This window comes from Bradyrhizobium sp. USDA3010 (genome assembly GCF_056429065.1).
Genome location: NZ_JBWJZD010000030.1, coordinates 100,028 through 112,746, shown reverse-complemented (window position 1 = coordinate 112,746; position 12,719 = coordinate 100,028). Strand labels below are relative to the sequence as shown.

Annotated in this window: 7 protein-coding genes; 3 read left to right on the top strand and 4 right to left on the bottom strand. The window is 60.6% G+C overall.

Annotation, left to right across the window (positions count from 1 at the left end):
- Positions 1-2,395: 2,395 nt before the first annotated feature.
- A complete protein-coding gene (locus AC066Y_RS33435; protein WP_478277590.1) occupies positions 2,396-2,584 on the bottom strand; it encodes a hypothetical protein in 189 nt (62 codons plus the stop codon).
- A 577-nt stretch (positions 2,585-3,161) separates the two neighbouring features.
- Here AC066Y_RS33435 and AC066Y_RS33430 point away from each other — a divergent pair.
- The 3 genes from AC066Y_RS33430 to AC066Y_RS33420 all read left to right on the top strand — a co-directional run bounded on the left by AC066Y_RS33430 (position 3,162) and on the right by AC066Y_RS33420 (position 6,984).
- Positions 3,162-4,205 carry a sensor histidine kinase gene (locus tag AC066Y_RS33430; protein WP_478277589.1) on the top strand — a complete coding sequence of 348 codons (1,044 nt, stop codon included), beginning with the start codon at positions 3,162-3,164 and terminating at the stop codon, positions 4,203-4,205.
- A gap of 80 nt (positions 4,206-4,285) precedes the next feature.
- Complete coding sequence (locus AC066Y_RS33425; RefSeq protein ID WP_478277588.1) at positions 4,286-5,446, top strand: AI-2E family transporter; 1,161 nt, start codon at positions 4,286-4,288, stop codon at positions 5,444-5,446.
- Positions 5,447-6,303: 857 nt separating this feature from the next.
- Positions 6,304-6,984, top strand: coding sequence for a Crp/Fnr family transcriptional regulator (locus AC066Y_RS33420; RefSeq protein WP_478277587.1), 681 nt, complete (start codon positions 6,304-6,306; stop codon positions 6,982-6,984).
- Between the two features lie 1,232 nt (positions 6,985-8,216).
- On the opposite strand, the gene AC066Y_RS33415 is transcribed toward AC066Y_RS33420, so the two are convergent.
- The 3 genes from AC066Y_RS33415 to AC066Y_RS33405 form a co-directional block, all read right to left on the bottom strand.
- Positions 8,217-9,356: an amidohydrolase/deacetylase family metallohydrolase gene (locus tag AC066Y_RS33415; protein ID WP_478277586.1), complete on the bottom strand. Its 1,140-nt coding sequence runs from the start codon at positions 9,354-9,356 to the stop codon at positions 8,217-8,219.
- Between the two features lie 59 nt (positions 9,357-9,415).
- Positions 9,416-11,362, bottom strand: coding sequence for a patatin-like phospholipase family protein (locus AC066Y_RS33410; RefSeq protein WP_478277585.1), 1,947 nt, complete (start codon positions 11,360-11,362; stop codon positions 9,416-9,418).
- Between the two features lie 123 nt (positions 11,363-11,485).
- Positions 11,486-12,637 (bottom strand): zinc-binding dehydrogenase, encoded by a 1,152-nt coding sequence (locus AC066Y_RS33405; RefSeq protein ID WP_478277584.1) that lies wholly within the window; start codon positions 12,635-12,637, stop codon positions 11,486-11,488.
- Between the last annotated feature and the right edge of the window lie 82 nt (positions 12,638-12,719).

Genomic DNA, 12,719 nt, shown 5'->3' with positions numbered 1-12,719 from the left:
GTCCTCCAACGCGTTCACGAAGTCGGGTCGAAAAGCGGCGAAAAAGCCGAAGCGTTCGCGCGCGCCTTCACCCCGACCGGAAATGTTCCAGCTGCCCCGCCCGGCAATCATGAATAAGACGGGCTAGTGCCTGGATCATCGACCGCCCTCGGCATCCATCGGTGACTGAGAGTTTTGTGCTCCCGCCGATACCGCGAGAGCATTCATGCCGAAAAATACGCCCCCACCTCTCTGCAGGAAATGCAGCGAGCCCATGAGATGGCTGCTAGCGCAGACGGGCGGTCGTGAGTTCCGCTGCATTGATTGTGACGGTCCAGATCCACCAAAATCGCCCGAAACAATGAGACTGATCTTAGGCCCATTGAAGCGGCCGTACTGAGAAGCCAAGCCGCCTCACGTTGAGGGCTACGGACAGAGACCTTAAGTGAGCGGTCCCGGCCGGGCTTGGGGGCTGAAAGCCGGGACCGCCCGGATCGGGCACGCCCCAGCAGCGGAAGGCACCCAACCATTCTAACGGTTCCGATTCCTCAAGGGTTCCAAAGAGGAGCCATGCAGAGACAACGACGTCGGGTTAAGCAGATTCATTCTCTTGAAGCGCGCCTTGCCGAGGAAGCCAAAGACCTGCGAGGGCGCGCCAACCAACTTCCACCAGGTTCAGAACGAGAGTCGCGGCTGCGGAGAACGGCACGATGAAGCCTCCGCCCATATGACTGAGTGGCTGGCATCTCCCGGACTAAGATCATCCATCTAAAAATGAAAAGTGAGCAATCTTGCTCAGACGAGAGCTAAGCCGTGTGCTGATCTAGCAACACCGGAGGATTGCTCTATCCGGGGCTAGCGCAACGCCACCAGGCATTCATTCAGCTTGGTGGCGTTGTGAGCCCACCTCCGTGATGAGTTGTCCCGCATATATTTGCATTCGGCCCTGCGTGGTCATTCGCAGCCGGCCCGATAGTTCGACCATGTAACCCATTGCGATCAGTCGGGCGCTATGTTCGGCCGGGATCACTGCTGGAGGACTGGTTACGGCAGATGTGTTGCCGACTATAAGCAAGGAAGCAAACTCTTCCGGGCTAAGCGGTTTCTTTTTTGAGGCCATGATTCGAGTATGTTCATGTCTTGGCAGTTCCGGATGTTCAATTTCGAACACATCAGCAAATAAGGCCCGCCTCAGTTGGCGACCTCTTGCACACGGAATTCAAACGGAAACCCAGCTCCTGCGCCACGAGTTGATAGCCATCGCCGCATATCAGCAACGGCAATCGGCGATGGAACGCAACGACGCGCTCCCGTCCTGCTTAACGGAACGGAGCCCCACATGCAGAAGCGTCGCCGTGTCAAGCAAACGCAGCCTCGGAAGAACGTCTAGCTGACGAAGCGGGACGCCTCCGTCAACAGGCTGTCGCGCTCTCACCTGGGCCTGATCGGGAAACCATTCTTGAAGAAAGCCCGACAGACTGAGACCGGCTCGCACGTGAGCGAGTGGCTGCGATCTTCCGAGCTACAGCCGCCGAGGTAACGCCCTGTGGAGGATTTGAAGGCTAGCGCAAAGAAACTACGCGCCGAGGCCGACCATGCCGACCGGATTGCCAGAAGCGCTACAGACCAGAAGAAGCGAGAACTATGCGAACGCCTCGCTGCCCACTTTAGGGATCCGGCTGTGGAAGTCGATAAGGCGATGGCAGATCGCCCGGAGTAAGGTCGCGTCAGTTGACGGCTCTACCGTAGAGCCCCAGCAGACGTTCCGGCCCATCAGTTTCTTTGGGCGACATTCGTTCCGCGAGTTGCGACAATAGGCCTGAAATAAACAGCTCGCTATTCACTCTAGACAGGTACAGAGTGAGTCCATCACCGCCCAAACCTGTGGCTTATATCGGTGATGAGAACGCCCGATCGCGCTCCCGCCTTCCTCTAACGGAATGGAGCGTGCCATGTCCATGAAGCGACATCTCATACACACTCAAACACTTGAACAACGTCTTGGCATCCAGGCAGAGCGGCTCCGCAAGGAGGCCCGGGGGACACCTCCGGGCGTTGAGCGCTCCCGCCTTATCCGCAAGGCACGCCTGGCCGAAACCGGCTCACAGTTGAGCGACTGGCTGCGGTCGCCGGGTTTGCGAGCGCCGACATGAGGGGCCGATACCATTTCCATGCCGCGAGCAGGATCGTCAATTTTCGTAGGCGGTGGGCAAACAAGAGCGATACGACAATCAAGGCGGTCCTGAATTACTTCTGGAGCAGACAGACCGACAGAAGTTCCGCCGCGATACAGAAGGACAGGCTCCGCAAGTAAAGAGGTCGTCGCACTCGAAAGTGCAACATCCGGGATTTTGTTCGTACCCTCTCGGGGCTAGGGAAACGCCGTCCGTACTTATTTCAAACGGGCGGCGTAACTTTATCTAGGCTGAGTCAGTATTGTTCCGGAATCGCCCGGATAGTTGTCTTCCGTGATCTTGCCCTTGCCGTCGCAGGCCTTGCATTTGACCGGATAGATTTTGTGCCCCTGCTCTATCGGCTGCGTAATAGGCGGGAAGCCCGTTCCATTACAGGCCGGACAGATACGCTCTTTGATCTTCGGCTGCATTTTGAAACCTCTCCGACCGCCTCAGTTGGCGGGATCACTATTTGTCAGGCGCGATCACCGGAGGCAGCGGTTGCATGGGCAGGATATCCGCATCAGTCCCATGCCCTCGCGACATAGCGAGAGCCAACGCCAAGACACCTGCGGTTATGATGATCGCCCCTCGCGTGCGAACATCTTGGACCTTCTGGGCAATATGCACCATCTGACTGAAGTCGAAGGTCGACTAAGTTGGCGGCCCGTTTTGCTCATGTCACTTATTGGCCCTTTTCAGGAGTGCTGCGTTAGCTATCGAAAGTCCGGTGTCGGGGGTGAAGCGGACGTCACGATTGCGCGTTCGGACGTCCGAGTTTGACCCAGAAGGGACATTAAGCGTTTTTCGAACAAGCAGCGGCTTGCCTTTTTCAGGTTTGGGAGGACGGATTTTGGGCCATGGGGGATCGCATTCCCCGAGGTGGCGTCGAATTGTGTCGCCCACCGAACATAGTGGGTATAAGGTTGAAGTTGGGCGGCGGTTTGGGCGCGCCGAGACTGGAGAGTTGGGTTGGCTCGGCTCCCCCCGCCCCGTGAGGCCGCCACCATGTTCAGAAAGCAGTTCACCGAGGTCCAGGATGCTTGGACACTCGCGCACGCCATCGTCGATACGGTACGAGAACCACTCATTGTGCTCGATCAGTCTCTTCGGGTCGTTGCCGCGAGCCGATCCTTCTATCTGACGTTCAACGTCAATGCCGACGACACTCAGGACAAGCTCCTCTATGACCTTGGAGATGGTCAATGGGACATTCCGAAGCTTCGCGTGCTGCTCGGAAAAATCGTTCCCGAGCAGGGAGCGATGGAAAACTATGAAGTCGAGCATGACTTCCCGAACATCGGTCGGCGTACGATGCTCTTGAATGCCCGTAAGGTTTTCTACGAGACCGGTTCACACTCCACAATCTTGCTTGGTATTGAGGACGTTACTGAAAAACGCATCCTCGAAAATGAAAAGGATGAATTGATACGACAGAAAGAGATGCTTCTGCAGGAGTTGGAGCATCGGGTCACCAACAGCCTGCAAATCATCGCCAGCATCATCATGTTGAAGGCAAGAGCAGTGGAGTCGGAAGAGACCCGGCGTCATCTGCAAGATGCTCATAACCGGGTCATTTCAGTTGCGGCGGTTCAAAAACACTTGCACGGATCGGTTACTAGGGGGTCGGTGGAAATGGGCCCTTATCTTGCGACGCTCTGCACGGCCCTGTCGCGCTCAATGATCGGCGACAATCGGCCGATTTCGATCAAAGTCAGCGGCAACGGCGGAATTTCCTCCAGCCGCAGCGCCGAGAGCATTGGTCTAATTGTCACCGAGCTCGTCATCAATTCCCTCAAGCATGCGTTCGACGAAACGACAAAGGGCGGCGAGATCACAGTAGCCTACGATGTGTCAGGAACAGATTGGCAGCTTGCGGTCTCCGACAATGGTTCCGGCAAGCCGGATGGCGTGTTCGCTCAACCGAAAACGGGGCTTGGTACCGGAGTGGTAAAAGCGCTGGCAAAACAGCTTGATGCTCAAGTGGTGACAGTGAGCGGGGCTTTGGGAACGAAAGTTTCGGTTACGCACGCGACGTTTGCGGCCACGTAATTTATGCGGGCACGCCGCACCCGAAGCGCGCCGAGGTCGTTGCTTCCTATACCCGGCTTTCGTTCGGAAGGATAACCCCAATGGTTGCCGCCAAACGACCACCGGAGCGTCCCTCATTGACGCCCGCACCGGACAATGCGCCGTCAGAGCCAAATGCCGCGGTGACGGAGGTCGCCGACGAGACGGAGATGCCGCTGCCGTCCGATCCGCGCACGTTCTTTCTCGGTGGTTTATTCGCGCTGGCGGCCTTGGCGGCGCTCTACGTGGCGAGCTCGATCATCCTTCCCGTCGTGCTCGCCCTCGTATTGAATCTCCTTCTTCAACCCGCTGTCCGTCTGTTGGGGCATGTGCATGTGCCTCGCGCGGTCGGAGCGCTCTTGACCGTCTTCCTGGTCATTGGAGCACTTGTAGGTCTCGTGGCGGCCTTATCGGTACCGGCCGCGACCTGGGCTGAGCGGCTGCCGGAGGGCATACCGCGGCTGGAGGCACACTTGGAGGTTATAAAAGGGCCAATCCAGGCTTTGCAAAAGATAATCCAACAGGCCGAGCAGGCGGCAGACGCTCCCCCCGGCCGGGGTTCGATCGTTTCGGTTCGCCGCGACCTTGGCATAACGGGCGCACTTTTCGCGGGGACGCGCTCCGTCCTCGATGGCCTGTTTACGACCGTTTTGGTGCTCTATTTTCTTTTGGTGGCCGGCAACATATTCCTTCGACGCGTTGTCGAAATCTTGCCGACGTTCAGCAACAAGCGGCAAGCCGTCGATATCTCTCAGCAAATCCAGGAGGACATATCGGGCTATCTGGTGACGATCACGGCCATGAATGCCGCGGTGGGCGTCACGACGGCGGCCGCGATGTATCTTTGCGGCCTGGGAGATCCCTTGTTGTGGGGCACCACAGCCTTCCTGCTCAACTACATTCCGATAATAGGGCCGCTATTCGGGTTCTGCATCTTCGTGTTGGTCGGATTGCTGAGCTTCGAAAGCTTATGGTGGGCCTTGCTGCCACCGGCCATCTACCTTGGAATTCACCTGGTGGAGGGCGAAACACTGACGCCCATGTTGCTTGCGCGGCGCTTCACCCTGAACCCGGTGTTGATCATCTTGTCGCTGGTGTTCTGGTTCTGGATGTGGGGCGCGCTTGGGGCGATCCTGGCCGTCCCGATGCTGGCCATCCTGAAGATCATTTCTGATAGGTTGCGCCCGTTAAAGGCCCTGGGACACTTCCTTGAAGGGGAATAGCGTCATCGGATGTCCCGCAGCAACGGAAACGCTTGTGACGGCTTAGGCTTCACGCAATCGATAAGAGGCTATGTCGCACATTGGCCCTCTTGAGACATGCCGGACGGCCGTGACGATGTCCGCTTCCTAATGAAGACCGGAAGTGCCGCTCAGCCGGTGCGAGGTCTCAGTTTGACCCAACTCGGATATTGCATGCTGTGGGCGCAGATTCTGTCCCACAATATAATGACCCGGAACAAGTGTTGTTCGGGAGTCTTAACGCTGCATGGATCGCCTTCCTGCCCAAGGCATCCTGCTTAGACGGCCTCAGTGTCCCCCACATTGGGGCCGTCTTGCTGAACGAAATTTTCAATAGTGGTCAATATTGACCAGCCTGAATTGTCGCGTCGGGCAAGACTAGCTCCATCGCCGTCCGCAATAGGCAGTCATCGGCGACAGAGAGATCGGTAATGCTCCCGCCCAATGCAGGGGATGCATGATGTCATCTATCCAGCCAAATCCACTATACAGCCGCGCGGAGATCGGAATTCTTCCGTGCTCCAGGTGCGGCAAGCCTATGCGGTTGGCTTGCATCGAGCCTGTTGAACCCGGTCATGAAGTGCGTACCTTCGAGTGCCCGGAATGCAAGACGACTGGAAGCTTTGCAGTTGCGATCTAGCCGCCACTCCAGGCGGTGTCTGCGACCTGTTGGGTCCGGGTCGGGCTTGGTCTGCTGAGCGTTCGATTAGCTTATCGGCAGCCGGGTATTCCCTCGCTCATCCGGGCTGCGAAGAGCCTCCTTGTGCGGTACTTTCACTTCGAACGTCGGCGGCTGAATGGTATGCTAAGCGTCCCACCACGCGCGGACGAAACGGGACATGCCAGAAAAGATCAACCACGCAATATTTGATCCAAAGGAGTTTCTCGCCAAGGTAGGCGAAGGGAAGACCATCCTTGAGTTTCGCAAGGATGAGATCGTCTTTGCGCAGGGCGACGTGGCAAATTCGGTTTTCTATATCCAGAAAGGCCGGGTCAAGGTTGTTGTCATATCCGAGCAAGGCAAGGAAGCCGTGGTCGGCATTTTGGAGGCCGGCCAGTTCTTTGGCGAAGGCTGCATGAACGGCCATTCGCTGCGCATCGCGACGACGACAGCGATGGAGGAATGCCTGGTGACCGCGATAACGAAGACCGCCATGGTCGCGGCATTGCACGATGAACCCAAGTTTTCGGAGCTGTTCATAGCCTATCTGCTGACCCGCAACAGCCGGATTGAAGAGGACCTGATCGATCAGCTCTTCAACTCCAGTGAAAAACGGTTGGCGCGCCTGCTGCTCCTGCTGGCGAATTTCGGCAAGGAGGGCAACCCTCAACCGATCAGTCCGAATATCAGCCAGGAGACATTGGCCGAAATGATTGGAACGACGCGATCCCGCGTCAGCTTCTTCATGAACAGATTCCGCAAGCTCGGCTTCATCAGCTACAATGGAAAGATCGAGGTCAACAGTTCATTGCTGAACGCAGTCTTGTACGACAAGCCCGAGATCAAGCGCGAACTGTAAAACGATAAAATCGCGCCTCAAGCGTCACGGGCCAACGCCAACCGCCGCGTCGTTAGGGGCGACTAAACTCTTCAGAGCCAATTGCACCGACGCGCCGGGCATCGCACCGGCCCCTCCCGAGATTCGGAAGGACCAGAGCGTAAGTTGTCGCTGGTGTGTTCGATCTGGATGAAGTGATATCCATGGCTGACCGTTGCTACGGCCACACTCGGCGGTTCTCGCTTCAAGGCATTTGTCCCAATTTGAATCCGGAAGCAGCGTAGTTCGCTAACGATGCGTGAACTAATTCCGGATGTGAGCAAAACGGAACAGCGGGTGGTATTGTGAAAGTTCCATGCTGCGCTCCTCGGTATCTACCGACTGAGAGTTCTGTGACGCTCCCGTCTGAACGAAGGCGAAGCATCCATGATCAGCCGTCGACCAACTTGCGCCGTGTGCCAAACAAGAACCATGTGGGCGCGGGTTACATCCGGCCCTATGGGCCTCGACATCCGGACGTGCGAATGCTCTGCGTCCGATCACGTCCATCCGACTGCGGTCGAACAAATCGATCCGCTGAACTCCCTCAGAACGAATGCATGGCTTCAGGGACAACTCCAAGCGCCGACGTAGCGGCTGCACTTAATTAGGCCGGATATTCGTATCAAGGCATGGAGTGCACGGGCATGGCGCCAAGCTCGCGTTGGGGAAGAACCGGAATAGCTTGACATGGATCAAGAGCACCATCGAGGAACCCGGGTCAGTGTGGAAACACTCAAGCCAAAGTAAAGCCGCCTCAGAAGGCGGCACAGAACCCGATCAGGAGAAGAGCATGAAAACGCTAACGGTAGTCGGCGCGGCCCTCGGGGCAGCGATGTTGTGTTTATCTCCCGTTTCGCTTCACTTGTCGCCTGCGGGGACTGTCGTTATCTCCGTGGACAAAGCTGACGCTCGTGTCGGTCGCCCGCTCACACCTGGCAGCGTCGCGGGGGTTAACAGGCGAGTGCATCGGCGCGCGTACTACGGAGCTGCGGCAGGTGCGGCTGCCGTCGGAGCAGCGGCTACTGGAGCGTACTATTACGGCCGACGCTGCGGTTACTATCCATATCCGCCGTGCTGAGACCGTCAGAAGCAGCGGCAGTGAAGTGGTCGAACAGGTCCGCCGGGCTTCCGGTTGCGGGCCCAACATTCAGACCGGCATCAATGTCGCCTTCTTGAGGGCAAAGCGCTCGCGGGTCTTGTGAGGAACCGCGCTATAGCGGATGCCACCAGCGGCCGCCGATCACGACGCCTTCGGATGCGATCTTGCGATCGCCGGTCAGGTGTTCGCCGACCACGTCGACATAGTCGAACTGCCCTTGCCTGATCGCGAGCAGCGTGGCGTCGCCGACGCTGCCCGGCTTGAGGCTGCCGAGCTCGGGGCGCCGCAACGCCATCGCAGCATTGACGGTGGACGCCGCGATCACGTCCGGCAGCGACATCCCCATGCAAAGGAATTTCGACATCGTCGTCACCTGGTCGAAGGCTGGACCGTCGATGCAGAGCTGGTGGATGTCGGAAGAGATGGTGTCGGGATAGAAGCCGTTGGCGAGCATCGCGCGCGCGGTCTTGAAGGCGAACGAGCCCTTGCCGTGGCCGATGTCGAACAGCACGCCGCGCTCGCGCGCTTCCAGCACGCTCCTCTTCACCGTGCCCTGCGCGGTCGCGGGCGTGTTGGGGAACGGTCGGAACGCATGGGTCAGCACATCGCCCGGGCGCAGGCGCGCGAGCACCTCCTCATAGCTCGGCGGCGGGTGATCGATATGCGCCATCAAGGGCATGCCGACCTGCTCCGCAACCTCGAGCGCGATCTCGAGCGGCACCAGCCCCGAGGTGCCCGAGGCGTGCAGTCCGACCCGCACCTTGATGCCGACGATGAGGTCGCGGTTCTCGTCCGCCACGCGCGCGGCGTCGACCGGATTCATCAGCCGCAATTCCTCGCTCTCGCCGACCATCACGCGGTCGGAGAAGCCGAAGATGCCGGCATGCGAGACATGCAGATAGGCGAGGATGCGGACCTGGCTCGGCTCGATCACGTGCTTGCGGAAGCCGGCGAAATTGCCGGGACCGGCGCTGCCGGTGTCGACCGAGGTGGTGACGCCGGAATTGCGGCAAAATTCCTCCGCATCGATGCCGAGCGAGGTGCCGCCCCAATAGACATGGGTGTGCAGGTCGATGATCCCCGGCGAGACGATCAGCCCGGAGACATCGCGGACCTCGGTCGCGGGATCGGCCTTCAGCTCCCGGCCGACCGCCGCGACCTTGCCGCCGGCAAAGGCGACATCCGTCACCGCATCGAGCTTTTGCGACGGGTCGACCACCCGTCCGCCGCGCAGAATCAAATCGAAAGGCATCGTGTTCTCCGGATTTCAGTCCGGCACGATGGTCGAGTTCGGCGCGGCCTGCAAGACGTTCAGCCGACGCGGGCCTGATGGGAAATGGGCGCGGTCACCGTCGTCGTCTGATCCGCACTGTTCTCTGCGACGATGCCCGCAGCCTTGTCCCCACCCTTGGCCGACGCAACGATGGCTGCAATGGCCGGATGATGCGCCGCCTCCGAGGCGGCAATGGTCTCCTGCGCCCAGCGGTACGAGGATTCGAAGATTTCCTGATGGCGATCGAAATCGGTGACGTCGATGCCTTCAGGCGTCGGCGGGCGCATCACCAGGTCGAGCGGCGTGGTCGGCAGCGTATCGTAGCGCTGATGCGCGACGAGGCTTCGCCACAACACGTTGACGGCGCTGGGCGCGGCCGGAAGCGCCTTCCGCCGGAATGGCGTCAGCAGCGACGCGAGCAGCTCGAACCTTCCCGGCAGCGCGGCATAGTCGACGTCGAACATCTCGGTCGCCGGCTCGCCGAAATGCACCACCAGGTTCGGTCCGCTCTTCATCTGATGCATTTGCGCCAGCGGAACGTTGTCGACGAGGCATCCGTCGACCAGCATCGAGCCGTCCTTGGTATAGAACGGCGGCAGCAGGCCGGGGATGGCGCTCGATGCCCGCACCGCCTGCCAGAGCAGGCCGGTCCTGATCAATTCGAGACTGTGCGTCGACAGATTGGTCGCGACCGCCGCGAACGGCCGCCAGCAATCCTCGATCCGGCAGTTGTCTCCGTACTGATCGGCGAGCGCCCGATCGAAGGCCTTGTGGTCCAGCAGCGCGTAGCGCGGCCAGGTCGGGCGGCGGAAGCTGCGGCTGGAGACGAATATCTCATGGGTGCCGCGCTCGAGATGCTCGGCGTCGTAGTTCTTGGCAAAGCCCGCCGCCATCGCCGAACCGACGCTGGTGCCGACAAAGATGTCGAACATTGTGCCGCGCTCGCGAAACGCCTTGTAGACGCCGACATGGGCGGTGCCGAGGCTGCCGCCGCCGCCGGCGACAAACCCGATGGCGCGACCGCACAGGAAGCGCACCAGACTCTCGATGTCGATCTGGTCCTCGAGCGCGACATGATGATGCATGAAGCAAGGCAGCCGCGCCAGCCACGCCGCGGTGCCGCTGACCTCGTGTTGCCTGATATCATGAACACGAACCAGGCGCCGCGCCGACGCCGGATGCACTCCGCAGGCGAAGCTCTCGATCTCGGTGAGAACCGGCGGCGGAGCATCACCGCGGCAGGCGAACACCACGAGGTCTGCCTGGCGAATGGTCTTGCGCGCCCATTCGGATGCTTCCTCACCACCGAAATAAGCCACCAGCGGCGCGTCATACTCGATCCGGTTGAGCCAGTCGGCAACCTCGGAGGAATCCAGCGCGCGGCCGGGAAACATCGCCTGAACGCGCGCGAGATCGACGATCTCGGCGCCTGCGGCGGCAAGGCTCAGGCGCAGCCTTTGTTCGAAGGCAGCCGGCACCAGCTCCCTTCCGCCCGCAATCAGCGCGACGGTGCGCGCCTTTGGTGACGCGCGGACGGGCAACAGCCGCGCAGTCTGGATGGCAAAGCGCTGCGCGAGCGCGGCAAGCAGCGCCTCGACGATGCCGGGCGCTTCCTGCACCAGCCTCGCATAGGCCGCCCGCGTCAACACCAGCACGCTGGAATCGCGGATCGCGATCACGTTGGCCGTGCGCGGGATGTTGGCGAAGAAGCCGATCTCGCCGACCAGCTCGCCGGCGCGAAGCTCCGCAATCGGCTCTGGATGATCGGTCCGGTGCACCGCGAGCGCGCCGTGCAGCACCAGGAACAATGAATCCGAGGCGCCGCCCTGCTCCACCAGCAGCTCGCCACGCACGAGGTCGCGCCGGGTCATCGCGCCAAAGGCGATCAGCCGCTGCTCCGCGCTGAGCGTGCGGAACAGCGCGAAGTCCTCGGACAGGTTTCCCCACGCAAACGTTGCGCTCGGCGGCACACGGTTCGATTGCATGGGCGGATGTTAGCGCCGGGCCGCCGTCCCGGCGAGCGATATCACGGCCATCCCCGGCGGCGCCGCGGTCGGCATTCCTTGGGAGCACTGCAACAGGAATAGCGACGCTTCCATGGGCCTGCCTCATCCGACCAGCTCCGGCCACGGCACGATGGTCGACTTCACCGTCTTCATCGCCATCGCGTCCGCCACCGCGCGCGCGACGCCGTCCTCGGTGAACGGATAGATCGTCTGCATGTCGAGCCACGGATATTTGTTGCGCGTGCGGTAGAGCATGTCGACGCCGAGCGGCAGGTCGTTGCCGGTAAAGCCCCAGGAGCCGAGCACGTTGAGGTCCTTGGTGCAGATGCGGTGCCACGACGTATTGATCGAGCCGGCGTCGGTGAACTGCCCCATCTCGACATAGGTGCCGCCGTCGCGCAGCATCTCGATGCCCTCTGGGCCGGCGGTCGGATGGCCCGAGCAATCCATCACGAGGTCGGCACCGAAGCCGCCGACGATATCGCGCACCGCCTTGATGCGCTGCTCCGGCGTCTTCAGCTGCTCGATATCGACGGTCGCCTCGGCGCCGAACTCGCGCGCCAGCGCCAGCCGCGGCGTCTCCGGCGCGCCGACGCAGATCACGCGCCCTGCTCCCATCTCCTGCGCGGCCGCGACCGCGAGGATGCCGATCGGCCCGGAGCCCTGGATCACCACGGTGTCGCCCCAGCTGAAGCCGCCGGCACGGGTGGCGCGGTTGAAGGCGCGAATGCAGGAGGTCAACGGCTCCGAGAGTGCGCCCAGCCGCAGCGACATGTCGTCGGGCAATTTGTAGATCTTGGTGCCGGGCAGCATGTCGAGATCGACGTAGACATATTCGGCCCAGCCGCCCCACATGTGCGGCGCCTTGTCGAAGCCGAGATAGCGGCCGTAATACACCGGCGTCAGGCACTTGTTGGCGCTCTCGGGATAATGGATGCAGTAATAGCAGCGGCCGCACGGCATCAAGGGCGGGATCATCACCTTCGATCCCACCTGCAGCGGCTTGCTCATGAAGTCTTCGGTGAATTCCGGGCCGCATTCGACGATCACGCCGCCGAGCTCGTGGCCGAGCGTGAACGGCCATGGCAGCGGCTTCGGCCAGTGTCCCTTCAGGATGTGCAGGTCCGTTCCGCAAACGCCGCAGGCGCCGACCTTGATCAAGGCCGCCTTTTTGCCGACATCCGGCCATGGCACGGTCCGGATTACAGGCTTGGCTCCAGGTCCGTCATGCGTGCAGACGCGGATCTGCTCCATCGGTTCGCTCTCCCTGTCCTTGTCATTGGGCCGGGTTCGGCCGCACCGACTTTAGGTCAGGACGATCGGGATGTCATGAACG

Excerpts from the sequence above, each read along its gene's own strand:
- AC066Y_RS33420 (WP_478277587.1), top strand. The coding sequence starts at position 6,304 with ATGCCAGAAAAGATCAACCACGCAATATTTGATCCAAAGGAGTTTCTC.
- AC066Y_RS33415 (WP_478277586.1), bottom strand. The coding sequence starts at position 9,356 with ATGCCTTTCGATTTGATTCTGCGCGGCGGACGGGTGGTCGACCCGTCG.
- AC066Y_RS33430 (WP_478277589.1), top strand. The coding sequence starts at position 3,162 with ATGTTCAGAAAGCAGTTCACCGAGGTCCAGGATGCTTGGACACTCGCG.
- AC066Y_RS33425 (WP_478277588.1), top strand. The coding sequence starts at position 4,286 with ATGGTTGCCGCCAAACGACCACCGGAGCGTCCCTCATTGACGCCCGCA.
- AC066Y_RS33410 (WP_478277585.1), bottom strand. The coding sequence starts at position 11,362 with ATGCAATCGAACCGTGTGCCGCCGAGCGCAACGTTTGCGTGGGGAAAC.
- AC066Y_RS33435 (WP_478277590.1), bottom strand. The coding sequence starts at position 2,584 with ATGCAGCCGAAGATCAAAGAGCGTATCTGTCCGGCCTGTAATGGAACG.
- AC066Y_RS33405 (WP_478277584.1), bottom strand. The coding sequence starts at position 12,637 with ATGGAGCAGATCCGCGTCTGCACGCATGACGGACCTGGAGCCAAGCCT.